Origin of the sequence: Streptococcus sp. 4094, from assembly GCF_013277125.1 — a bacterium.
In the GTDB taxonomy this organism is placed as follows: domain Bacteria; phylum Bacillota; class Bacilli; order Lactobacillales; family Streptococcaceae; genus Streptococcus.
In genome coordinates this window covers 1-22,529 of record NZ_VMMI01000004.1, presented here as the reverse complement: position 1 = coordinate 22,529, position 22,529 = coordinate 1, and the positions used below count along the sequence as shown (strand labels likewise).

23 protein-coding genes are annotated in these 22,529 nt (G+C 40.1%); 16 read left to right on the top strand and 7 right to left on the bottom strand.

All coding sequences use genetic code 11. From position 1 onward, the window contains the following. Nucleotides 1–112 precede the first annotated feature (112 nt). From HT721_RS00615 to HT721_RS00565, 11 genes are all read left to right on the top strand, one after another. Complete coding sequence (locus HT721_RS00615; protein ID WP_112444828.1) at nt 113–427, top strand: hypothetical protein; 315 nt, start codon at nt 113–115, stop codon at nt 425–427. Between the two features lie 9 nt (nt 428–436). Beyond that, complete coding sequence (locus HT721_RS00610; protein ID WP_020900531.1) at nt 437–643, top strand: helix-turn-helix transcriptional regulator; 207 nt, start codon at nt 437–439, stop codon at nt 641–643. Next, nucleotides 643–831 (top strand): hypothetical protein, encoded by a 189-nt coding sequence (locus HT721_RS00605; RefSeq protein ID WP_112444826.1) that lies wholly within the window; start codon nt 643–645, stop codon nt 829–831. The genes HT721_RS00610 and HT721_RS00605 overlap by 1 nt, the downstream gene beginning before the upstream one ends. Beyond that, complete coding sequence (locus HT721_RS00600) at nt 818–1,015, top strand: hypothetical protein (RefSeq protein ID WP_033682914.1); 198 nt, start codon at nt 818–820, stop codon at nt 1,013–1,015. The genes HT721_RS00605 and HT721_RS00600 overlap by 14 nt, the downstream gene beginning before the upstream one ends. A 2-nt stretch (nt 1,016–1,017) precedes the next feature. Next, the gene (locus tag HT721_RS00595) at nt 1,018–1,758 is read left to right on the top strand and encodes a DUF3169 family protein (protein ID WP_049513535.1); all 741 of its coding nucleotides are present in this window, start codon (nt 1,018–1,020) and stop codon (nt 1,756–1,758) included. Between the two features lie 10 nt (nt 1,759–1,768). Next, nucleotides 1,769–2,593: an ABC transporter ATP-binding protein gene (locus tag HT721_RS00590; protein ID WP_164226267.1), complete on the top strand. Its 825-nt coding sequence runs from the start codon at nt 1,769–1,771 to the stop codon at nt 2,591–2,593. After that, nucleotides 2,586–3,284 carry an ABC transporter permease gene (locus HT721_RS00585; protein ID WP_164226268.1) on the top strand — a complete coding sequence of 233 codons (699 nt, stop codon included), beginning with the start codon at nt 2,586–2,588 and terminating at the stop codon, nt 3,282–3,284. The genes HT721_RS00590 and HT721_RS00585 overlap by 8 nt, the downstream gene beginning before the upstream one ends. Before the next feature lie 9 nt (nt 3,285–3,293). Beyond that, a complete protein-coding gene (locus HT721_RS00580) occupies nt 3,294–3,935 on the top strand; it encodes a type II CAAX endopeptidase family protein (protein ID WP_164226269.1) in 642 nt (213 codons plus the stop codon). Between the two features lie 17 nt (nt 3,936–3,952). Next, complete coding sequence (locus HT721_RS00575; RefSeq protein WP_164226270.1) at nt 3,953–4,183, top strand: hypothetical protein; 231 nt, start codon at nt 3,953–3,955, stop codon at nt 4,181–4,183. A gap of 134 nt (nt 4,184–4,317) precedes the next feature. Then, nucleotides 4,318–6,081: an aspartate--tRNA ligase gene (gene aspS / locus HT721_RS00570; protein WP_164226271.1), complete on the top strand. Its 1,764-nt coding sequence runs from the start codon at nt 4,318–4,320 to the stop codon at nt 6,079–6,081. After that, complete coding sequence (locus HT721_RS00565; RefSeq protein WP_164226272.1) at nt 6,059–7,000, top strand: YitT family protein; 942 nt, start codon at nt 6,059–6,061, stop codon at nt 6,998–7,000. Before aspS ends, HT721_RS00565 begins: the two co-directional genes overlap by 23 nt. Nucleotides 7,001–7,029: 29 nt before the next feature. Here the strand turns inward: HT721_RS00565 and HT721_RS00560 are convergent, their stop codons facing one another. The 5 genes from HT721_RS00560 to HT721_RS00540 form a co-directional block, all read right to left on the bottom strand. Then, on the bottom strand, nt 7,030–8,016 hold the full coding sequence (locus HT721_RS00560) for a LacI family DNA-binding transcriptional regulator (RefSeq protein ID WP_164226273.1): 987 nt from the start codon (nt 8,014–8,016) through the stop codon (nt 7,030–7,032). Between the two features lie 9 nt (nt 8,017–8,025). Next, nucleotides 8,026–8,826: a DUF1189 domain-containing protein gene (locus tag HT721_RS00555; protein WP_164226274.1), complete on the bottom strand. Its 801-nt coding sequence runs from the start codon at nt 8,824–8,826 to the stop codon at nt 8,026–8,028. 261 nt (nt 8,827–9,087) lie between these two features. Beyond that, nucleotides 9,088–9,930 carry a sugar ABC transporter permease gene (locus HT721_RS00550; protein WP_004236955.1) on the bottom strand — a complete coding sequence of 281 codons (843 nt, stop codon included), beginning with the start codon at nt 9,928–9,930 and terminating at the stop codon, nt 9,088–9,090. A gap of 1 nt (nt 9,931) precedes the next feature. Further along, on the bottom strand, nt 9,932–11,224 hold the full coding sequence (locus HT721_RS00545) for a sugar ABC transporter permease (protein WP_000414955.1): 1,293 nt from the start codon (nt 11,222–11,224) through the stop codon (nt 9,932–9,934). Between the two features lie 109 nt (nt 11,225–11,333). Next, entirely contained in the window at nt 11,334–12,605 is a 1,272-nt protein-coding gene (locus tag HT721_RS00540; protein WP_173228699.1) for an extracellular solute-binding protein, read from the bottom strand. 554 nt (nt 12,606–13,159) lie between these two features. Between HT721_RS00540 and malQ the strand changes: the two genes are divergently transcribed. The 3 genes from malQ to HT721_RS11355 all read left to right on the top strand — a co-directional run bounded on the left by malQ (nt 13,160) and on the right by HT721_RS11355 (nt 17,389). Next, nucleotides 13,160–14,677: a 4-alpha-glucanotransferase gene (malQ, locus tag HT721_RS00535; protein ID WP_173228697.1), complete on the top strand. Its 1,518-nt coding sequence runs from the start codon at nt 13,160–13,162 to the stop codon at nt 14,675–14,677. A gap of 25 nt (nt 14,678–14,702) precedes the next feature. Beyond that, complete coding sequence (glgP, locus tag HT721_RS00530) at nt 14,703–16,961, top strand: glycogen/starch/alpha-glucan family phosphorylase (RefSeq protein WP_173228695.1); 2,259 nt, start codon at nt 14,703–14,705, stop codon at nt 16,959–16,961. 221 nt (nt 16,962–17,182) lie between these two features. Next, nucleotides 17,183–17,389 (top strand): hypothetical protein, encoded by a 207-nt coding sequence (locus HT721_RS11355; RefSeq protein ID WP_345890556.1) that lies wholly within the window; start codon nt 17,183–17,185, stop codon nt 17,387–17,389. Between the two features lie 343 nt (nt 17,390–17,732). On the opposite strand, the gene HT721_RS00525 is transcribed toward HT721_RS11355, so the two are convergent. Next, nucleotides 17,733–18,581, bottom strand: a complete 849-nt coding sequence (locus HT721_RS00525; RefSeq protein WP_173228693.1) for a putative RNA methyltransferase — start codon at nt 18,579–18,581, stop codon at nt 17,733–17,735. Between the two features lie 150 nt (nt 18,582–18,731). Here HT721_RS00525 and HT721_RS00520 point away from each other — a divergent pair, with 150 nt between their 5' ends. Further along, the gene (locus HT721_RS00520) at nt 18,732–19,010 is read left to right on the top strand and encodes a DUF6110 family protein (protein WP_000910910.1); all 279 of its coding nucleotides are present in this window, start codon (nt 18,732–18,734) and stop codon (nt 19,008–19,010) included. Nucleotide 19,011: 1 nt separating this feature from the next. Continuing rightward, a complete protein-coding gene (locus tag HT721_RS00515) occupies nt 19,012–21,075 on the top strand; it encodes a heavy metal translocating P-type ATPase (RefSeq protein ID WP_173214492.1) in 2,064 nt (687 codons plus the stop codon). 77 nt (nt 21,076–21,152) lie between these two features. Here the strand turns inward: HT721_RS00515 and tyrS are convergent, their stop codons facing one another. Further along, on the bottom strand, nt 21,153–22,409 hold the full coding sequence (tyrS, locus tag HT721_RS00510; protein WP_000546889.1) for a tyrosine--tRNA ligase: 1,257 nt from the start codon (nt 22,407–22,409) through the stop codon (nt 21,153–21,155). Nucleotides 22,410–22,529: the final 120 nt, after the last annotated feature.

Sequence of the window (22,529 nt, the reverse complement as noted above, 5' to 3'; positions counted from 1 at the left end):
ACCTTTTTCTTTTGCAAAATGACAAAAATCATAAACTTTTTGACAAATATGCTTGTCAAAAAGAAAAAGATGTGTTACAATATAAGCAAGTTAAGAAATAGGAGGGAGCCACATGTGGGTATGGATTTTGTTTCCTTTTCTCGTCTTGATTTATATGAGTCAATCTAAGAAAATCAAGCGGATAGAGAAGAGGTTAAAGGTAATCGAAAGAAAAGAGAAAGGAAACGCAGAAATGTCGAGATTATTGCAAGAAATGATTGGAAAGAAACCAACAATCATTGGAGAACTATTTGGAACAAATTTTTGGGAAGTTGTGGATGTTGATGAGGAATGGGTCAAGCTACGATACGTAGATAAGACGGGAAAAGAAAAAATCAAGTTGCAACGTATTGAGGATATCCAAGCCGTTGAATTTGACGGAGAGTAGGTGTGTGACATGCAACTAAAAAATCGTCTAAAAGAGTTGCGGGCTCGCGATGGCCTTAATCAAACCGAACTAGCCAAGCTAGCAGAGGTTTCCAGACAGACTATCAGTCTATTAGAACGGGATGAATACACCCCGTCCATTATCATTGCCCTGAAAATATCTCAAATTTTCAACGAAACAGTCGAATCGGTATTTCGCTTGGAGGAGGACGAGTGATGAACAAGTATAAAGTGATTTATTGTATGAGTGTTCTTGCCCTTATTGTGAATGCTTTTGCTATGATTGGAACATTACTGGGTTGGTTCTATTTTGTTGAAAGTAAGTATTTGTTTTGGGTTAACTTAGTCCTCTTGTCCATTTTCAACTGGTTAAAGAAAAAGGAGAAAAATGATGAACAAGTATAAAGTGATTTATTATGTAGTTGCCATAGCTTTATTAGTCAGCGTGTGTCTACTAATTGGAACAAATCTAGGATGGTTTGATCTCTATTACAGTGACCAATTTATTTGGGCCTACTTTGCCCTCATCCCAGTCGTTGACTGGATTGAAAAGAAAGCAAACAATTTAGCGAGTGAAAAAGGAGAATGAATATGAAAAAGAATAAGAAAGGTGTCTTGTTATTTTTAATGTCTGTTGTCTTTGGAGGCTTCTTGGGCATGTTTGTAGGGATGTTTAAGGCACGTGCCGAATCCTACGAAGTTATTTTAGATGTAAAAGTCTTGATACCTTGGATATCAGCTATTTGTTTAGTATTAGGTTTCATTAGTCTTTTTTTGACTTTCAATTTCTTAAAGAAAAGCAGAAAATTTCATTCCTTGTATCAAGAGGAAATGGATGATGATCTGAATGAAAGCTATTATGTGCAAATGTATCGGAATCTTGAGTTTGGAAGTATTGCTTTTAATAGTGCAAGTGTAGTGATTTTATTGGCTCTCTTCATTTCAGCAAGTGAAGTGGTTATACTAAATAGAAGCAATCTAACCTTATCTCTTTCTTTTTTGGGATTAGTGTTGACTTTTAATGCTCAAAAATATTTTTATAAAACCATTGCGATTGTTCGCCAGTTTGATATGGTATTTTTCTCTATGCCAAAGGATATCTTAGGTTATGTCAATTCTTGCGATGAAGGGGAGCGCCAGGCTAATTTGGAACAGAGTTTTCGGATTTTATTCCAATTACATCAGTATGTCTTGCCAGCTTTGTACTTTCTGATTGCTCTCTTTTCTTTACTGACAGGAGAGATTCAGTTACTAGCCTTCTTGTTTGTCGGAGCAATCCATATTTATATCAATGTGATGCAGTTACCTATGGTGAAACGTTATTTCAAATAAAGGAGTTTTTATGATTCGTGTTGAAAATGTAAGCAAAAGTTTTGGGAACAAAAAAGCTCTTCATCAGATTTCTTTTGAGATTAAGGAGGGTGAAATCTTTGGTTTTCTTGGGCCTTCTGGCTCAGGTAAAACAACCATGATCAATGTCTTAACAGGTCAGTTGGCTGCAGATCAAGGTAAAACAGTTTTGTTAGGCAAGAATTCTCAAGATTTAACCTCAAATGATTTGGAACAAATTGGTATTGTTAGTGATGGCAGTGGTTTTTATGAAAAGATGAGTCTTTATAAAAATCTTCTCATCTATGCTAAGTTATATGGTCTCAAGGCAGATAGAGTAAATCAGGTGCTCCAACAGGTTGGATTGGCAGATGCTAAAGATATTATTGCAGAAAAGTTATCTACTGGAATGAAACAACGAATGTTCTTGGCTCGTGCCCTTCTGAATGCTCCTAAGATTCTCTTTCTAGATGAGCCAACCAGTGGCTTAGACCCTACAACATCTAAGATGATTCATACCCTACTTCAAGAGTTAAAGCAGGCGGGGACAACTATCTTTCTGACCACGCATGATATGCATGAAGCAACTCTGCTTTGTGATCGCTTATCTCTTTTGAATAAGGGGAACTTAATAGAGTATGGAAGTCCACAAGATATTATCCAGAAGTACCATGTGGATAAGAAAGTACGTGTGGTTTATAATGATGGACGAGAACAGATCGTTCCATTTGAAGAATTACCACATTTAGATACGACAGATTTGATGATGGTTCACTCTTGTGAGCCAACTCTAGAAGAAATCTTTATCAGATTGACAGGAGAAAAGTTAGATGTTTAGAAAATTAAATGCCCTACTATGGTTAAGAGTACAAGTTCTTATTAGCAATTCAAGTTTGTTAGCAACTTTATTGATGCCTTTTGGTATTGCTGTTCTATATAATGAATTCATGAATAAGAATGGAGAATTGAGTATGTTTCTCCTCTCTACGAGTTTGACCATGGTCTTGAGTATGGGAAGTGGTTATATGGTATCGATTATGATGGCAGAAGATAAGGAAAAACGAAATCTGAAATCACTCATTCTAAGTGGTGTGACAGCAACAGAATATACTTTCAGTATGCTCGTTCTCCCTATTCTGATAATGTTGCTTGCTATGATTGCACTTCCCATCTATCTTAGAGTAGATGTATCTGGTTATTTAGTTGCCTACGTTATCTATTTGCTCCTAGCAACGATTAGTATTATTTTTCTCAACCTTCTAATCGGTGCGGTTTCAGATACTCAATCTAAAGCGCAAGTTTATAGTATCTTCCCTATGTTAATTGTCTCTTTTTTACCTATAATTGCTCTTCAAAATGATACGGCTCAGAAAGTGTTAGATTACTCGTTCGTCGGTCCTATTGTAAATCTTTTAAATCAAAAAGGTGGGGAAATATCTTTTTCTAATATTGGTATGTTACTTGCCTGGGTACTTGTGTTAGGAATAGCAAACCTCTTTGTATTGAAAAACAGCTATAAAGCAAGATAGGAGAACTTTATGAAACTACTTAAAAACCTTGGCTGGTTTCTTCTAGCCATTCTATCCTTTTTATTCATCTATGGCTTCATTCAGGTGCTCGCGACTACGTCGCTTGCCTTAGGCGGTTCACCCTATGCTGTGACCTTGCTCTATGTGGCCTTGGCTGGAGTTTATGTGTACGGCATTTACAAATGGTATCAGAAAGGTCCTGTTCGTATTGAGAAGAGTGGCTTCAACCGATTTATTTGGCTTCCTGTCTTGGTTTGGTTCTTATCTCTTGTTGTCCAGTTTTTCTTGCCAAATGATCCTTCAGTAAATCAGCAAATAGCGATAGACTTGACCTTGTCTCAACCACTTTTCTCATTCTTTGCGGTCGTTATTTTTGCTCCTTTGACGGAAGAACTTATCTTTAGAGGGATGTTGGCACGCTATCTCTTTCCTAAGCAGGACAATAGGAAACAAACTCTGATTTTCCTTCTGGTATCTAGTCTTCTGTTTGCCTTGATTCATTTCCCAGGTGATGTGCAACAATTTTTTGTCTATTTTAGCCTTGGTTTTAGTTTGGGTTTGGCTTACATTAGCAGAAAAGGTCTGGTCTACAGTATTTCTCTCCACGCTTTGAATAATTTAATCGGCTTTTTGATGATACTCATGCTATAATAGAGTCAGGAGGTCACATGAAACGAGTAATTTTATTAGCAGTGATTCAAGCAGTTGTTCTATTTTTCATCATTGGGGCGCTAGCTTATGCCTTTAAGGGCGATTTCTTCTATAACTATCTAGTAGTCGTCTTTGCCCCTATTGCAGGTGTCTTGCGTTTTGGGACAGCTTACATAACGGAAATTGTCTTGCCTCGAAAGGCAGCCGAAATCGCTGAAAAGCGTAAAGCAGGCAACAATTCAAAATAAAAGAGTCCGGTGAACTTCATCGGATTTTTGTATGTGAGTTAATTTTTAAAGACTGGCAAACTTTTCTGATGATTTTCATGAAGAGCCTGCGCTTTTATGGTAAAATAGTAACAGAATAAAAGAGGAGAGAAACAATGAAACGTAGTATGTATGCTGGTCGTGTTCGTGAGGAACACATCGGACAAGAAATAACCTTGAAAGGATGGGTAGGCCGTCGTCGTGACCTTGGTGGTTTGATCTTTATCGATCTTCGTGACCGTGAAGGAATCATGCAGTTGGTTATCAACCCTGAAAAAGTCTCTGCAGAGGTTATGACAACAGCTGAAAGCCTTCGTAGCGAATTTGTTATCGAGGTGACTGGTCAGGTCGCTGCGCGTGAGCAAGCCAATGATAAGTTGCCAACTGGTGCAGTTGAGTTAAACGTGACAGCTCTGACAGTGCTTAATACAGCTAAGACAACACCATTTGAGATTAAGGATGGTATTGAGGCCAATGACGATACACGTTTGCGTTACCGTTACCTTGACCTTCGTCGTCCAGAAATGTTGGAAAATCTTAAACTTCGTGCTAAGGTGACCCACTCTATCCGTAATTACTTGGATGAGTTGGAGTTTATCGACGTGGAGACACCATTCCTTTCTAAGTCAACGCCTGAAGGGGCGCGTGATTATTTGGTGCCATCTCGTGTTAATAAGGGGCATTTCTATGCTCTTCCTCAAAGTCCACAAATCACTAAGCAATTGTTGATGAATGCTGGTTTTGACCGTTACTACCAAATCGTCAAATGTTTCCGTGACGAGGACTTGCGTGGTGACCGCCAGCCTGAGTTCACTCAGGTCGACTTGGAAACGTCTTTCCTTACTGAGCAAGAAATCCAAGATATCACAGAAGGCTTGATTGCACGCGTGATGAAAGAAACTAAAGGCATCGAAGTCACTCTGCCTTTCCCGCGTATGAAGTATGATGACGCTATGGCTCGTTACGGTTCTGATAAGCCAGATACTCGTTTTGACATGTTGCTTCAGGACTTGACAGAAGTGGTCAAAGGTGTAGATTTTAAAGTCTTTTCAGAAGCACCTGCTGTAAAAGCAATTGTGGTCAAAGGCGCTGCGGACAACTATTCACGTAAAGACATCGACAAGATGACGGAAGTAGCCAAACAATATGGTGCCAAAGGTCTTGCTTGGGTCAAGGTGGTTGATGGAGAATTAAACGGACCAGTTGCCAAGTTCTTGACTGGTATCCAAGAAGAATTGACAGCAGCGCTTGCTCTTGAAGACAAGGACTTGGTTCTCTTTGTGGCGGATACGCTTGAAGTGGCCAATGCAACTCTCGGTGCCCTTCGTGGACGTATTGCCAAAGAGCTTGGCTTGATTGATAATGATAAGTTCAACTTCCTTTGGGTGGTTGACTGGCCGATGTTTGAATGGTCTGAAGAAGAAGGCCGCTACATGAGCGCCCACCATCCATTCACACTTCCACAGGAAGAGACTGCTCACGAATTAGAAGGTGATTTGGCTAAGGTTCGTGCCATTGCTTACGATATTGTCTTGAACGGTTATGAGCTTGGTGGTGGTAGTCTTCGTATCAACCAAAAAGACCTTCAAGAACGCATGTTCAAGGCTCTTGGTTTCTCAGCTGAAGAAGCAAATGACCAGTTTGGTTTCCTTCTTGAAGCCATGGACTATGGTTTCCCACCACACGGTGGTTTGGCTATAGGGCTTGATCGTTTTGTCATGCTCTTAGCAGGAGAAGAAAATATCCGTGAAGTCATTGCCTTTCCTAAGAACAACAAGGCAAGTGACCCAATGACACAAGCTCCTTCAACAGTCGCTCTCAAACAACTAGAGGAACTCAGCTTACAAGTAGAAGAAGATGAAACAAGCAAAACGAATTAAGCGGTGGCGCTATTATCTGCGCCGCTTTGCTTATCAGATAAAAATTTTACGTGTCTTACAAAGCATCTCTCGGGAAAAATATGATGAGAAGATTTCAGCTTCTCTGGTCTATGGTTTTTTATCAGCAGTGGCAGTCAATTTCTTTTTCCAACCAGGGCATGTGTATTCGAGTGGTGCGACAGGTCTGGCACAGATTATCTCTGCCTTGAGTAATCACTGGTTTGGTTTTCATATTCCGATTTCGCTAACCTTTTACGCTATTAACTTCCCTTTGATGGTCTTGGCTTGGTATCAGATTGGCCATAAGTTCACCGTCTTTACCTTTATCACGGTATCCATGAGTTCCTTCTTTATCCAGTTTGTCCCTGTGGCAACCTTGACGGAGGATCCCATTATCAATGCCCTTTTTGGGGGCGTTGTCATGGGCTTGGGGATTGGTTTTGCTCTTCGCAACAATATCTCTAGTGGTGGGACGGATATTGTCAGTTTGACTATTCGCAAGAAAACAGGTAAGAATGTCGGTAGTATTTCTTTCTTAGTAAATGGGACTATCATGCTGATAGCAGGCTTGACCTTTGGTTGGAAATACGCTCTCTACTCTATGATTACCATCTTTGTCTCTAGCCGTGTCACAGACGCTGTCTTTACTAAGCAAAAACGCATGCAGGCTATGATTGTGACCAATCATCCAGATAAAGTAATTGAGAAAATCCATAAAAAATTGCACCGCGGAGCAACCATGATCCACGATGCAGAAGGAACCTACAATCACGAGAGAAAGGCAGTTTTAATCACTGTTATTACACGTGCAGAGTTTAATGAATTTAAACAGATTATGAAACAGGTGGACTCAGGAGCCTTTGTCTCTGTATCGGAGAATGTTCATATTCTGGGACGATTCGTTGAAACAGAAAATTAGTGACCAAAAAAACCAGCGCGAGCTGGTTTTTATTTTTCGATAATTTTGTGGGCGATTAACTGACGGTAACAAATTTGTTTATTGCTTTTAGCATCGTTGATAATCTGAAGAATTGTTTCAAATGATGTTCGACCAAGTTCTAGGCTATTAATATCGACATAGGCTGCCAAGTTGAGCTTGGGATTGACTGAGTCGAAGCTGAGAACAGGGACATCCAGTTGGTGTTTTGCGATGTAATCACAGACCCCTGCAGCAAGGAGACTATCAATGGTAATAATAGCGTCAATATTTGGATCGTGTTTGAAGAGAAGTCTACTAAAGCGATAACCATTATCTTCAAGAAATTCAGTAGCAAAGTAAGTCAGATTAGTATCGAGAGGAAGTTGGTATTGTTTTAGAGCTAGCTCGTAACCTGTCAGACGGTCTTGTGTTACGAAGAGTCGCTTAGTACCTCCGATAAAGGCAATTCGCTTGCATCCTTTTTTGATGAAATACTCTGTCGCATCAAAACCAGCTTGGACATTGTCATTATCGACAAGTGGAATGAAAGGAGATAGAGATTTACCTAAGATAAGGAAAGGAAATTGCTCGTCTGCTACTAACTTAACCAAAGGGTCCTCTTCTTGGGCATAGAGGAAAATCAAACCATCTACACGCTTACCATAGACCATCTGAGAAATAGCTTTAAGACGCTCTTTGGCATCTTTACCTGTCGCAATCTGAATGGCGTAGTGATTTTCAGAAGCGACTTGGGCAATGCCACGGAGAACAGATGGGAAGAAAGGATTTTGATAGAAGGCATCTGAGTCGTCAGGAAGCACCAAGCCAATAACTTGGGTATAACTGCTTACCAAGCTACGAGCATTGAGGTTGGGGTGGTAGTTGAGTTCCTTCATAGCCTTGCGAACGCGTTTTTTTGTTTCGTCGCTAATGGTTGATTTATTTTGAATAACACGGGTTACGGTTGAAGGCGAAACACCAGCAGCCTTGGCCACGTCTTTAATCGTAACGGGCATAAAAATCTCCTATTTATGGTAATCTGGATCACGGAAATGTGTTTTATAAAAGATAGTGACCAGATACAGAACAAAAAGAATGTTTTGTATAGTGATGAGGTTTGACATATTTTGGCCAAATAATCCCAAAATAAGCGTAATCAGAGTTGGCAATCCTAAACAGTTCAAGATAAAATGATAGCACTCTTTAAAGGTTCTAAATGAAAAGAGGCGTGATTTCTTAGTGATATAAAGGAGAAGACTAGCTCCTAGAGAGACAATAAAGAAATTCAAACCAAAGAGGAAGCTGGCACCGAGAACTAGGAAGAGACTGATATAGACACGATTCTGTTGGTACCAGTCTTTAGAAATCGCTTGGGTTAAGCTGTCTTTGCTTTTGAAACTCTCAGTATCAATCACTCGGTAAGAGACTCGGGTCAGTTCCTTATTTTCCTTGCTGATGACGAGCTCATTCGTATCGAAATGCAGTTGCAAGTCCTTCGGGAACTCCTTACTTGGGCTTGGACCGATCACAATAGAAGGGGCTTGACTAGCTGTTCCTGTATAAGTTAATTTACCATCAACAATTGCAGCATGCTCAGAGAGATCCTGGACAACCTCATCTGTCAATGGTTCATAGACATTATCGATAAAGGTTTCTAGCGGATAAGTCTCCTGCGAGCTGTTTTGAATGGCAATGGGTACCATAGACAAGCTGATAAGGAAGATACTGGTAAAGAGTAGTTGGAACCAGTTGAGTCCGAAACGTTTGGACAGGGGCTTACGAAATCCCCAAATACTTGAAAAATAGGAAAATGGATATGGAAGCATAGGTATCTTTCTAAAAGGTGTTTTCTATATGAGTATTATTATATAGAGAAATGTGCTTTATTTCAAGTCTAGGAGAAAAATTGCTTGTTGTAAGGATGTTATTTACAGTAACAATCGCTAATACTCAATGAAAATCAAAGTGCAAACTAGGAAGCTAGCCGCAGGTTGCTCAAAGCACAACTTTGAGGTTGCAGATGGAAGCTGACGTGGTTTGAAGAGGTTTTCGAAGAGTATAAAATGAAAAAGGGTGGCGGGGATATATTATCCCTTGTCGCCACCACTTGTAAGTCCTGAAACAAAGTTCTTTTGTAGGAAGAAGAAGAGAATACAGATTGGAAGGGCGATGAGGATAGCACCTGCTGAGAAGTAGGCAATCTTCATGTTTTTCACATTGCTAACGAAGGTTTGGAGACCTACGGCAACAGTAAAGTATTCTTTCTCACGAAGCAAGAAACTAGAGAGGATGTAGTCCCCAAAAGGTCCCATGAAGGCCCAGAGAGCTTGTACGGCAACCATTGGGCGAACAAGTGGAAGAACAATTTGCCAGAAACGGCGGAAGTGTCCTGCACCGTCTAGTTTTGCAGATTCGTCTAAAGACATTGGCACTGTATCGAAGTAGCCTTTCATGAGCCAAGCATTCATCGGGATACCACCACCAACGTAGAGGAAGATGAGGAACCAGCTGTGGTTAAGGGCGTTCAACATAAGCGCCATAACGAAGAAGGCTGTCAAAGCGGCCATAGTTGGCACCATTTGGATAATCAAGAAGAAGACCAAACTTTGTTTACGAGCCAAGAAGTTGTAACGGCTGTAAGCATAACCAGCAAGTACGATGATACTTGTTTGAACAGCCATGGTAATCAAGGCGATAATCAAAGTGTTGAGGTACCAAGTACCGTACAAGGTTTCAGTGAAGAGGCCTTTAAAGTTATCAAAATTGAGGTCGATGTTAGTATCTAGTTTAAAGGCTGAGACGTTACCTGCTTTAAAGGCTGACATGATGGTAATCAAAAGTGGATAGATAATGACAATTGATAGACCAATCAGGTAAAGGTAAGTAAGGGTTTGAGTCAGTCTACGTTTGAGTTTAATTGAGTTATTCATCTTAGACGTCCTCCATATCAAATGCGTGTAGTTTCTTGAATGCGATCATAGAGATTGAGATGACAATGATAGAGATAATCAAGGTAACAGCTGCCGCCATTGAGTATTGAGGAGATGTACCTGTTGTCAAACGGTAGATCCATGAGATCAAGATATCTGTTGAACCAGCTCCTCCACCGACACTACCAGGTCCTCCACCATTGAAGAGGTACATGATAGAGAAGTTGTTAAAGTTGAAGGTGTATTGACTGATCAAAGTAGGTGCCGCAACGGCCAAGATCATTGGGAAAGTGATGTTGCGGAATTTTTGCCAAGCATTGGCACCGTCAATATAAGCTGCTTCGTAAAGGTCGTTAGGAATAGATTGCAAGATACCCAAGGTCAAAACGTAGATGTATGGGAATCCAAGCCAACCTTGCATCATAATCAAGGCAACCTTTGTCCAAGTAGGGTCTGTTTTCCAAGGGATAAGAGCCCCATCAAGGAAAGGAAGGAATTTAGCAAAGATCGGCAAGACTTGAGTGTTGATAGCGCCGACACTATCATTAAACATATTTGAGAATGTCAAGATAGTGATGAAGGCTGGGACAGCCCAAGGAAGAAGGAAAATAACACCGAAGATACGTTTTCCTTTGATAAATGGTTGGTTAGCAATGATAGCTGTGAAGATACCAATCACGATCTGCAAAGTTGAGGCAGATAAAGCCCAAATGATAGTCCAAGAAAGAACAGAACCGAAGGCAGAACGGAAGGTACTCAAGCTCCAAATGTTTGTAAAGTTGGTCAAACCAACCCAGTCCAACAATTTGTTTGGTGGCAAGTGTTGGAAGTCGTAGTTGGTAAAGGCGATCATCAAGGTTACGATAACTGGGAAGATAATCGCAAAAGTCATTGCAATATAAGATGGAATGATCAAGAGGTAAGGGAAGCCATTTTCATAGATTCCTTTGACCATTTCTTTAAAGGTAAGTGCTACTGGAATACCATTATTAATGTGTTTGGCAGTTGTATGAGCATCTTTGATATTTGCGAAATAAAAGAGTACATAAACAACTACAAAGATTAAATGGAAGGCACCACGAATCAGCATAAAGAGGGAATTGTCACGACCTGGCTTGTCACCAAGAGTGATGAGATTGCTCAATTCAGGGGCTGCAAGTGCTAGGAAGTAGAGGACAAATACGATGGTTACACCAAGGAAGATAAAACCTTTGGCTTTTTGTTTATTGTAAATCTGTCCTAACCCAGGAATGATAGACAGCAGGGCTGCTTTACTAGGTTGTTGCTTTTCCATAATAACTCCTTTCATAGGATACTGGTTTCTACATAAAACCTAAACTATTTGTGTTTTTGTTGATAAATTCAAAGGGGGATTTGATTTCCACCCCCCTTGAACAAATTTTTTATTCACCAAATTTTTGTTTGATTGTTTCTTTGATCAATGTTACAGCATCGTTAGCTGCTGTTTTAGCATCTTTCTTACCGCTTACAGCTTCAAACAACATTGTTTTAGCTGGGTCCCAAACTGCTGACATTTGAGAGATGTTTGGCATTGGTTGAGCGTTCTTGAATTGTTTGATAACAGCTGTTGTCAACTCATCGTTTTTACCTTCAGCGTATGAACGAGCTTCAGTATTCGCTGGGATTTCGTTAGTCTTATCGTAGAAGGCTTTTTGTTGTTCAGTTGAAACAAGGAAGTCTACAAATTTTTGAGCAGCTTCAAGGTTCTTAGTGCTTGATGGGATGATCCAAGCTTTACCACCACCAAATGCTGCGTAGTCTTTTCCGTTTGGAAGAGTTGGGATAGTTGCAACACCGTAGTTTACTTTAGCGTCTTTGAAGGCTTGAGCTTTCCAAGGTCCATCGATGATAGCAGCTGTTTTACCTTCTTGGAATTGAGTTTGGATTAGGTTTCCAGCTCCTTCCGTATCTTGCATACCTTTAGGCCATTTTTCATACCAAGTTTTAGCGTATTCTACACCTTTGATAGCGCCGTCGTTTGCAAGACCGATGTCTTTAGCGTCTTTACCGTTTTGTCCGAATACGTAACCGCCGTTACCAGCAAGAAGTCCGTATGCAAAGTAGAAGTTTGTCCAGTCAGCTAGGAAAGCAGAAGTTTTTCCATCTTCTCCAGCGAATGCGTATTTGCTATCTTTAGCAAGGTTTTCCAAGTCAGCAAATGTTTTTGGAGCTTCTTTTACCAAGTCTTTGTTGTAGTACATAACAAGTGACTCGATAACGGCAGGAGCACCGTAAACTTTACCGTCAGCAGCTGTTACAAGAGATTTAGTTTTATCATCTGTTTTAGCACCGTCGCTCAATTTCACTTCTGAAAGTTGTCCGTCAGTACCAAGGCTACCTACACGGTCGTATGGAGCCATCATAACGTCAGCAGCTTGACCTGATTGGTTGTCAAGAGAAAGTTTGTCAAGCCCACCCATTTGGTCACCAGATTTGATGTTAACTGTTGTTCCTGATTGTTCTTTATAAGCTTTAGCTACTGTTTCAGCATAAGCTTTGTATTGGTCCTCAACGTAAAGAGTGATTTCTTTTGCTTCAGATGAACCAGAATCAGCAGGTTTATCGGCAGTTTTGCTTCCGCAAGCTACCAAAAGCAAGCTAGCAAGTGTAGCAGTTCCAAGCACAGCAGCGCTCTTCATGAATTTAGATGACATAGTGTATTCCTCCTAAAGAATAACAAGTTTTATTGACAAGAAAAACGCAAACGTTTTCCTTTATGAGCTTAGTATAGCACAAATAGAAAACGGTTGCAAGTGTTTTTGTCAAAAATTTTAAAAAAATTTTAAGCTTGATTTGATAGCATGATTTTGCTTTTTAATAGAAGAAAAGTATGAAATAGATAAGAATACAGTATTTTTAATAAAAAATAGATGGAATCTGTCTAAAGAGGGAAATCAGGAGGGGTACCTCCCTGTTTCTAATCCCTATCTATTTTCTATAGACCTTTGTGTCTTTTTTGCATATAAATCCAAGTTTCCTGAAGGAGGATTTGCACCTTGTAGACTGTTCTGTGAGAGTCAAATTTTAGGATTAGATAGTTTTAAGTTATCTTTGCTAAAATGGGTTAGTCTCCTTAAAAATAATCAAAAAAGTTTTTTAAAAACGCTTGCAATTATGCTTGAAAAGGAGTATACTTATAAGTAGCGCAAACGTTTGCGTCTGCAAAAATACGCAACGTTCCATTAATTTTAACACATGAGGTGCTATTATGAAAAAACGTCAAAGTGGTGTGTTGATGCACATCTCTTCTCTTCCAGGAGCACACGGAATCGGATCATTTGGTCAAAGTGCTTACGACTTCGTTGATTTCTTGGTTCGTACAAAACAACGTTACTGGCAAATCCTTCCACTAGGAACAACTAGTTACGGGGATTCTCCTTACCAATCTTTCTCAGCCTTCGCAGGAAACACTCATTTTATCGATTTGGATATCTTGGTGGAGCAAGGTTTGTTGGAAGCAAGTGACCTTGAAGGAGTTGATTTTGGTAGCGATGCGTCTGAAGTTGACTATGCTAAAATCTACTATGCACGTCGTCCTCTTTTAGAAAAAGCTGTGAAACGTTTCTTTGAAGTCGGAGATGTTAAAGATTTTGAGAAATTTGCTCAAGACAACCAATCATGGCTTGAGCTCTTTGCTGAGTATATGGCTATCAAAGAGCATTTTGAAAATCTTGCTTGGACTGAATGGCCAGATGCAGATGCTCGTGCTCGTAAAGCTTCAGCACTTGAAAGCTACCGTGAGCAATTGGCAGACAAGTTGGTTTACCACCGTGTGACTCAGTACTTCTTCTTCCAACAATGGTTGAAATTGAAAGCTTACGCTAACGACAACCACATCGAAATCGTTGGAGACATGCCAATCTACGTAGCGGAAGATTCAAGCGATATGTGGGCAAATCCACATCTCTTCAAGACAGATGTCAATGGTAAGGCTACTTGCATCGCAGGATGCCCACCAGATGAATTTTCTGCAACTGGTCAGCTTTGGGGTAACCCAATCTATGACTGGGAAGCAATGGACAAAGACGGCTACAAATGGTGGATTGAACGCTTACGTGAAAGCTTCAAAATCTACGATATCGTTCGTATCGACCACTTCCGTGGTTTCGAATCTTACTGGGAAATCCCTGCTGGTTCTGATACAGCAGCACCTGGTGAGTGGGTCAAAGGTCCAGGATACAAGCTTTTTGCAGCCGTTAAGGAAGAACTTGGTGAGTTAAACATCATCGCAGAAGACCTTGGTTTCATGACAGATGAAGTTATCGAGTTGCGTGAACGTACTGGCTTCCCAGGAATGAAGATTCTTCAATTTGCCTTCAACCCAGAAGACGAAAGCATCGATAGCCCACACTTGGCACCTGCTAACTCAGTTATGTACACAGGAACTCACGATAACAATACGGTCCTTGGTTGGTACCGTAACGAGATCGATGATGCGACTCGTGAGTACATGGCTCGCTACACTAACCGTAAAGAGTATGAAACAGTGCCACATGCTATGCTTCGTACAGTCTTTTCATCAGTTAGCTTCATGGCAATTGCAACTATGCAAGATTTGCTAGAATTGGATGAGACAGCTCGTATGAACTTCCCATCTACCCTTGGTGGAAACTGGTCTTGGCGTATGACTGAAGATCAATTGACACCAGCTGTCGAGGAAGGTTTGCTTGACTTGACAACAATCTATCGCCGAATCAATGAAAATTTGGTAGAATTAAAGAAATAATACAATATCAGGAGACATCTTAAACATGTTATCACTACAAGAATTTGTACAAAATCGTTACAATAAAACCATTGCAGAATGTAGCAATGAAGAGCTTTACCTTGCTCTTCTTAACTACAGCAAGCTTGCAAGCAGCCAAAAACCAGTTAACACTGGTAAGAAAAAAGTTTACTACATCTCGGCTGAGTTCTTGATTGGTAAACTCTTGTCAAACAACTTGATCAACCTTGGACTTTACGACGATGTCAAAAAAGAACTTGCAGCTGCAGGTAAAGACTTGATTGAAGTCGAAGAAGTTGAATTGGAACCATCTCTTGGTAATGGTGGTTTGGGACGTTTGGCTGCCTGCTTTATCGACTCAATTGCAACTCTTGGTTTGAATGGTGACGGTGTTGGTCTTAACTACCACTTTGGTCTTTTCCAACAAGTTCTTAAAAACAACCAACAAGAAACAATTCCAAATGCATGGTTGACAGAGCAAAACTGGTTGGTTCGCTCAAGCCGTAGCTACCAAGTACCATTTGCAGACTTTACTTTGACATCAACTCTTTATGATATTGATGTTCCTGGTTACAAGACAGAAACGAAGAACCGCTTGCGTTTGTTTGACTTGGATTCAGTTGATTCTTCTATTATTAAAGACGGTATCAGCTTTGACAAGACAGATATCGCTCGCAACTTGACTCTCTTCCTTTACCCAGATGATAGTGACCGTCAAGGTGAATTGCTCCGTATCTTCCAACAATACTTCATGGTTTCAAACGGTGCGCAATTGATCATCGACGAAGCAATCGAAAAAGGAAGCAACTTGCATGACCTTGCTGACTACGCAGTTGTGCAAATCAACGATACTCACCCATCAATGGTGATTCCTGAATTGATCCGTCTTTTGACTGCACGTGGTATCGAGCTTGACGAAGCAATCTCAATCGTTCGTAGTATGACTGCTTATACTAACCACACAATTCTTGCAGAAGCCCTTGAAAAATGGCCTCTTGAATTCTTGCAAGAAGTGGTTCCTCACTTGGTACCAATCATCGAAGAATTGGACCGTCGCGTGAAAGCAGAATACAAAGATCCAGCTGTTCAAATTATCGATGAGAGCGAACGTGTTCACATGGCTCATATGGATATCCACTACGGATACAGCGTTAACGGGGTTGCGGCACTTCACACTGAAATCTTGAAGAACTCTGAGTTGAAAGCTTTCTACGACCTTTACCCAGAAAAATTCAACAATAAAACAAACGGTATCACTTTCCGTCGTTGGCTCATGCATGCTAACCCAAGATTGTCTCACTACTTGGATGAGATTCTTGGAGACGGTTGGCACCATGAAGCAGATGAGCTTGAAAAACTTTTGTCTTATGAAGACAAAGCAGCTGTCAAAGAAAAATTGGAAAGCATCAAGGCTCACAACAAACGTAAATTGGCTCGTCACTTGAAAGAACACCAAGGTGTGGAAATCAATCCAAACTCTATCTTTGATATCCAAATCAAACGTCTTCACGAGTACAAACGCCAACAAATGAACGCTTTGTACGTCATCCACAAATACCTTGACATCAAAGCTGGTAACATCCCTGCTCGCCCAATCACAATCTTCTTTGGTGGTAAAGCAGCTCCAGCCTACACAATCGCTCAAGACATCATCCACTTGATTCTTTGCATGTCAGAAGTTATTGCTAACGATCCAGCAGTAGCTCCACACTTGCAAGTAGTTATGGTTGAAAACTACAACGTTACTGCAGCAAGCTTCCTTATCCCGGCATGTGATATCTCAGAGCAAATCTCACTTGCTTCTAAAGAAGCTTCAGGTACTGGTAACATGAAATTCATGTTGAACGGAGCTTTGACTCTTGGTACTATGGACGGTGCTAACGTGGAAATTGCTGAGTTGGTTGGAGATGAAAACATCTACATCTTCGGTGAAGATTCAGAAACTGTTATCGACCTTTACGCAAAAGCAGCTTACAAATCAAGCGAATTCTACGCTCGTAAAGCTATCAAACCATTGGTTGACTTCATCGTTAGCGATGCAGTTCTTGCAGCTGGAAATAAAGAGCGCTTGGAACGTCTTTACAATGAATTGATCAACAAAGACTGGTTCATGACTCTTCTTGATTTGGAAGACTACATCAACGTCAAAGAGCAAATGTTGGCTGACTACGAAGACCGTGATGCATGGTTGGATAAAGTTATTGTTAACATTTCTAAAGCAGGATTCTTCTCATCTGACCGTACAATCGCTCAGTATAACGAAGATATCTGGCACTTGAACTAAGATACAAGTTTATATTAATACATTTTGTAAAAAAGCGAATTTCGATTGAAATTCGCTTTTTTTGAATGATGTGAATTTTAGTCAATCCTGTCTAAAAATAGAGAAATTATAGATACAGTGAAGGCTTAGAAATACTGCTTTTTACTCTCTTTCAATCTCATATCTCTTGTATTCGCTTACACAAAGTATTATAATATGATTATAGGAAAGAAGGTGTTTTTATGTGGAAAAAATATTTTTCAAAATATAAATGGACGGATTTATTTTGGATTCTATTTGTTATTTTGACATGCCTCTATATTGGTAACCATGATTTGTTTCCTCTCAATCATCAAGAAATCTCTTTTCGTGGTAGCGTTTGGGGTCTGGTACTGGCCTTATTTCACTTGCTATTTATTGATAAGTTTGTTATCTCGAATCGAAAATAAATATTAGAACTATGCCTGACTGGCTACTTTTATGATTGATTTTTGGGGGAAGGTTTTGTCTCTATTATTTATTATTTTAAATTTATTTATTTTGTATAAGATCTATTCTTTGAGGCGGGAAAAATCGAAATACTTGATTTATACGGCCTATATCATATTTGGGGCAAATGTACTATATGGTATTCAATGGTTATTAAAAGAACTGGTTTCAAATATTTCCTCTTAATATGTATGGAAACTATAACAAAACGCATAAGATTAAGGTTTTTGTGAGCACCTGTTCTTATGCGTTTTTGTAATATTGAGGATTTTCAGTAAGTTTTCTACCTTTGCGAAGTCTAGTTTAGAATGCTTTCCCAACAAGGATCTCCGCTTCGATGGTAATCTCTGTCAGTTGGCTCCAGTCAATCTTGCTCTGGTCGATGTGAAAGAGGAGAGGCGTCATACTGAGTAGGGCTTGGAGCTGCTCTGCTGTAATAGTCTTAGTCAGAGAGGCCGTTTGGCTAGATAGGATGGTAAAGTGTTCTTGGAAATGATTTTTAATATCTTGGTTGGAATAGTCCTTGTTTGTCAGCTGGTCCTGTACCCTTTGACGGATTTCTTTGAGGTGATTTTCAGTTGGGATAACCTTTATCAAGATACCGTCTTTGGATAAAACGCGACGAAATTCTCCATAGTTTGCAGGTGAGAAGATATCAAGCAGGATATCCATGTTTGCGTCTTTTATAGGCAGCCGAGCCAGATCGCCAACGAACCAATTGACTGCCCAGTTCGGTTCGCTCTTAGCAGCGATTTGGACGGAATCTTTGGAGATGTCAAAGGCATAGAAAGTTTTTTCAGGGTGACTTTCTTGGAGTTTGCGAGAGTAGAAACCTTCGCCACAGCCGATATCCAAAATTGTTGTGCTAGTTTCTGAGCTAGCAAGCAAGTCAGATACAGCCTCTAAGATAGCTTGATAAAAACCGGCTTCTAGGATTTGTTGGCGGTTTTGAAAGTTTTCCTTGTCGTAGTTAGCAGATTGTTTAATTTGAGGTGCTAGATTGACATAGCCGAATTTCGCCAAGTCAAAAGAATGACGGTTGCAGCACTTGAGACTAGTCTCTACCAGAGTCAGATTTTCTTGGCAGATAGGGCAGGCAAAGGCAGTCGCAGAAGCAAAACGCTGGAGTTTAGGTTTGAGATTTGTATTCATAGTTTAAGTGTATCAAAAGAGGCAAATGAAAGCAACTTTAGGATGATTTGTAATAAAATTAAATAGTAGTATAATTACTTTTCAAAGTGCCAAAATTAAATTGCTTTTATATCTAAATTGTTATATAATAATAGCTAGGAGGAAATAAGTATGTTAAAAGAAGTATTGACCGTCGCAAAAGTTGCGAAAAAATCATCACTCTTTTTAGGTGGAGTTGCATTTGGTACCCTTGGTTTGAAAATCTTGGCAAGTAAGGAAGCTAAAAAAGGTTATTCTAAAGCTTTGGCTAAGGCTTACAAGTTGAAAGACGGGCTAGACGCATCTGTTTCTGTTGTGAAGCAACATGGAGACGATGTCTTGCAAGATGCCAAATATTTGTACGAGCAAGAGAAAAAAGAAGAGCAATTAGATAGCCTTATAGGAGAATAATATGTCTTTTAAAGTGCTACATAGAGGATACCAACATATCCGACTATCATCTTCTTTTTCACTCACCTTGGATATTCAAGACTATCTTCGTTCCTTGGCGAGAGATGAAAAGGGGATTGAGTCTATCCAGTTTTACATGGATCAACAGCACTTTACTCTACGTATAAAAGAAGGCTTTTCTGTATTAGATAATGCAGAAGCCTTTTTAAAAAGAATTGATAAAGGGAATGTTTCTGAGTTGATGACTCTTCCCATTCGTAGAGAAGAGAGTGCTTATTCTATAGTTTCAGGTGCAGCGATTAAGCGTATACTTTTTCGTAGTTTTGTGCCGTATCCTATTCGCTATATATGGACTTGTTATCAGGCTTTTGGTTATATTAGAGAAGCCTATCAAACACTAGCGCGTAAGGAACTAACGATGGAGGTTTTGGACTGTTCGGCGATTTTATTGTCCTTGTTTATGAACCAATCTAAGACAGCTAGCAATATCATGTTTATGCTTGATTTGGGGAATCATTTAGATCAGTGGTCCTTGAAAAAAACTGCAACAGATTTAGAACAGAGTCTTCTTGCAAAAGAGAGCGATGTATTCTTAGTACAGGGCGATACGGTCGTTAGTATCAAGAGTTCCGACGTTCAAATAGGAGATGTCTTGGTCCTATCTCAAGGAAATGAAATTCTGTTTGATGGACAAGTAGTTTCAGGTTTAGGTATGGTCAACGAAAGTTCCTTGACGGGAGAGAGTTTTCCAGTTGAAAAAAGAGAGTCTGATTCGGTTTGTGCAAACACAGTCTTGGAGACTGGGGAGCTACGCATTCGTGTAACCGATAATCAGATGAACAGCCGTATTTTACAGCTGATTGAGTTGATGAAGAAATCTGAAGAAAACAAGAAAACGAAACAACGCTATTTCATCAAGATGGCGGACAAGGTCGTCAAATATAATTTCTTGGGGGCTGGGCTGACTTACCTATTGACAGGTTCTTTTTCGAAGGCTATTTCTTTCCTATTGGTCGATTTCTCCTGCGCTTTGAAAATCTCTACTCCTGTAGCTTATTTGACAGCTATCAAGGAGGGGTTGAATCGTGAAATGGTGATTAAGGATGGGGATGTTCTGGAGAAATATCTGGAAGTTGATACTTTCTTGTTTGATAAGACGGGAACAATCACAACTAGCTATCCGATAGTTGAAAAGGTGTTACCTTTTGGGGACTATAGTGAGGAAGATATTCTCAGAATCAGTGCCTGTCTTGAGGAACACATTTATCATCCTATTGCTAATGCCATCGTCAAGCAAGCCGAGATAGAGGGAATTGAACATGAGGAAATGCATGGGAAACTCCAATATATCGCAAGCAAGGGGATTAAATCTCATATAGATGGGCAACCAGTTCTTATTGGGAATTATGTCTTGATGCAGGATGAACAGATTCATATCAGTTCAGAACAACATGCTTTAATTGAAGAGTACAAGAGTCACTACAATCTCTTATTCTTGGCTTATCAGAATGAATTGATTGGAATGTTCTGTATTCATACTCCTTTGAGAAAAGAAGCAAAAGCAGCCTTGGAGAAACTTAAGGCACAAGGGAAAAAATTGATTCTGGCAACAGGGGACACCTTGGTTAGAACAGAGGAATTAGTCAAAGATTTGCCCTTTGATCAGGTCTATACAGACTTGAAACCTGATGGGAAATTTGAGTTAGTAGAGGAACTGCAGAAAGCAGGTCACACTATTTTGATGGTTGGGGATGGGTTGAATGACTCAGCTGCTCTAACCCTATCAGATATCGGTGTGGTGATGAATGAGAGTGCAGATATTTCTAAGCAGATGAGCGATATCTTATTGTTAGATAATCGTTTGGATTTCTTCCAAGAGTTGGATTGGCTATCATCATCTTTGCAAACACTCATCAAGAAGAATATTCAAGATACCGTTGTCGTAAATAGTAGTTTGATTGGCTTTGGCTTGTTTAATTGGCTCAGTCCTTCAAATCTCTCTATCTTACATAATCTAACAACCTTACGCATAGTCCTGCGTAGCCTGTCTATTAAGGCTAGATAGATGTGATTATCAACAACAAAAAGGAGTTACCTTTCTCGAGGGCAACTCCTTTTTTCTATAGGTAAATGTTGAACAGTTTAGTAAGTCAGTACAAAGTATTTTTTCTTCCCGCGACGGATAACAGTCAGTTCGTTCTCAAGCTTATCTGCGTCGTTCAAGACATAGTCAAGGTCTTGGATACGGTCGCCGTTTACGTAGATAGCTCCGTTTTGGACATCTTCACGGGCTTGACGTTTTGAGTTAACCACACCAGATGACACGAGCAGTTCCACGATATTGTGATTTTCATCTACTTGTACTTGGTAGTTTGGCACACCACGAAGTCCTTGTTTGAGCTCTTTGACAGAAAGGTTTTTGATGTTTCCTGCAAAGAGTTGCTCAGTGATGTTGAGGGCTTCTTTGTAAGCTTCTTCTCCGTGAACAAGTGTAACGACTTCACGAGCCAAGACTTTTTGTGCCAAGCGTTCGTGTGGAGCTGCTTCAAATTGTTTACGGATGTCTTCAATCTCATCAAGTGACAAGAAAGTAAAAATCTTCAAGAAGCGAACAGCGTCTGCGTCCATAACGTTCATCCAAAATTGGTACATTTCGTATGGAGAAGTCTTTTCAGGATTAAGCCAGACGGCATTTCCTTCTGATTTACCAAATTTCTTACCAGTTGCATCTGTGATAAGCGGTACTGTGATTACGTGGCCAGTCTTGTCAGCTTTACGACGAAGCAATTCGGTACCAGCTGTCATATTTCCCCACTGGTCAGAACCACCGATTTGAAGCGTTACGTTGTGGTCTTGGTTAAGAACGAAGAAGTCGTAACCTTGCATGATTTGGTAAGCGAACTCAGTGTAAGAAATTCCTGTTTCAATTCGTTTTTTCACAGATTCCTTGCTCATCATGTAGTTGACAGTGAAGTATTTTCCGATATCACGGAGGAAGTCAATGAAGCTGATGCTGCCAAACCAGTCGTAGTTGTTGACCATGACAGCCTTGTTTTCGCCATTTTCAAAATCAAGAAAACGAGAAAGTTGTCCTTGGATAGACTTGACCCAGCCATCTACTGTGTCTTTTGTTTGGAGACTACGTTCAGCATCTTTGAAGGACGGATCTCCGATGAGACCAGTAGCACCGCCAACGAGCGCATAAGGTTTGTGACCTGCTAGTTGCAAGCGACGACTTGTCAAGATTGCGACAAGGTGGCCTAGGTGAAGGCTGTCAGCAGTTGGATCGTAGCCAGTATAATAAGAAACTTGACCTTCTTCTAGGGCTTTACGCAAAGCTTCTTCATCAGTCGTTTGAAAAATCAAACCACGCTCTTTTAGCTCATCAAAAATGTGCATGTGTCTTTTCTCCTTTTTAAAATTATTGTTTCTACCTATTGTATCATAAACTCGGGCAATAGCCTAGCAGAATAGGGAAGAAAGTGGCTATTTTATTGAAAGGCTAACTTCTCAAAGTAA

Excerpts from the sequence above, each read along its gene's own strand:
- HT721_RS00615 (WP_112444828.1), top strand. The coding sequence starts at position 113 with ATGTGGGTATGGATTTTGTTTCCTTTTCTCGTCTTGATTTATATGAGT.
- HT721_RS00610 (WP_020900531.1), top strand. The coding sequence starts at position 437 with ATGCAACTAAAAAATCGTCTAAAAGAGTTGCGGGCTCGCGATGGCCTT.
- HT721_RS00605 (WP_112444826.1), top strand. The coding sequence starts at position 643 with ATGAACAAGTATAAAGTGATTTATTGTATGAGTGTTCTTGCCCTTATT.
- HT721_RS00600 (WP_033682914.1), top strand. The coding sequence starts at position 818 with ATGAACAAGTATAAAGTGATTTATTATGTAGTTGCCATAGCTTTATTA.
- HT721_RS00595 (WP_049513535.1), top strand. The coding sequence starts at position 1,018 with ATGAAAAAGAATAAGAAAGGTGTCTTGTTATTTTTAATGTCTGTTGTC.
- HT721_RS00590 (WP_164226267.1), top strand. The coding sequence starts at position 1,769 with ATGATTCGTGTTGAAAATGTAAGCAAAAGTTTTGGGAACAAAAAAGCT.
- HT721_RS00585 (WP_164226268.1), top strand. The coding sequence starts at position 2,586 with ATGTTTAGAAAATTAAATGCCCTACTATGGTTAAGAGTACAAGTTCTT.
- HT721_RS00580 (WP_164226269.1), top strand. The coding sequence starts at position 3,294 with ATGAAACTACTTAAAAACCTTGGCTGGTTTCTTCTAGCCATTCTATCC.
- HT721_RS00575 (WP_164226270.1), top strand. The coding sequence starts at position 3,953 with ATGAAACGAGTAATTTTATTAGCAGTGATTCAAGCAGTTGTTCTATTT.
- aspS (WP_164226271.1), top strand. The coding sequence starts at position 4,318 with ATGAAACGTAGTATGTATGCTGGTCGTGTTCGTGAGGAACACATCGGA.
- HT721_RS00565 (WP_164226272.1), top strand. The coding sequence starts at position 6,059 with ATGAAACAAGCAAAACGAATTAAGCGGTGGCGCTATTATCTGCGCCGC.
- HT721_RS00560 (WP_164226273.1), bottom strand. The coding sequence starts at position 8,016 with ATGCCCGTTACGATTAAAGACGTGGCCAAGGCTGCTGGTGTTTCGCCT.
- HT721_RS00555 (WP_164226274.1), bottom strand. The coding sequence starts at position 8,826 with ATGCTTCCATATCCATTTTCCTATTTTTCAAGTATTTGGGGATTTCGT.
- HT721_RS00550 (WP_004236955.1), bottom strand. The coding sequence starts at position 9,930 with ATGAATAACTCAATTAAACTCAAACGTAGACTGACTCAAACCCTTACT.
- HT721_RS00545 (WP_000414955.1), bottom strand. The coding sequence starts at position 11,224 with ATGGAAAAGCAACAACCTAGTAAAGCAGCCCTGCTGTCTATCATTCCT.
- HT721_RS00540 (WP_173228699.1), bottom strand. The coding sequence starts at position 12,605 with ATGTCATCTAAATTCATGAAGAGCGCTGCTGTGCTTGGAACTGCTACA.
- malQ (WP_173228697.1), top strand. The coding sequence starts at position 13,160 with ATGAAAAAACGTCAAAGTGGTGTGTTGATGCACATCTCTTCTCTTCCA.
- glgP (WP_173228695.1), top strand. The coding sequence starts at position 14,703 with ATGTTATCACTACAAGAATTTGTACAAAATCGTTACAATAAAACCATT.
- HT721_RS11355 (WP_345890556.1), top strand. The coding sequence starts at position 17,183 with ATGTGGAAAAAATATTTTTCAAAATATAAATGGACGGATTTATTTTGG.
- HT721_RS00525 (WP_173228693.1), bottom strand. The coding sequence starts at position 18,581 with ATGAATACAAATCTCAAACCTAAACTCCAGCGTTTTGCTTCTGCGACT.
- HT721_RS00520 (WP_000910910.1), top strand. The coding sequence starts at position 18,732 with ATGTTAAAAGAAGTATTGACCGTCGCAAAAGTTGCGAAAAAATCATCA.
- HT721_RS00515 (WP_173214492.1), top strand. The coding sequence starts at position 19,012 with ATGTCTTTTAAAGTGCTACATAGAGGATACCAACATATCCGACTATCA.
- tyrS (WP_000546889.1), bottom strand. The coding sequence starts at position 22,409 with ATGCACATTTTTGATGAGCTAAAAGAGCGTGGTTTGATTTTTCAAACG.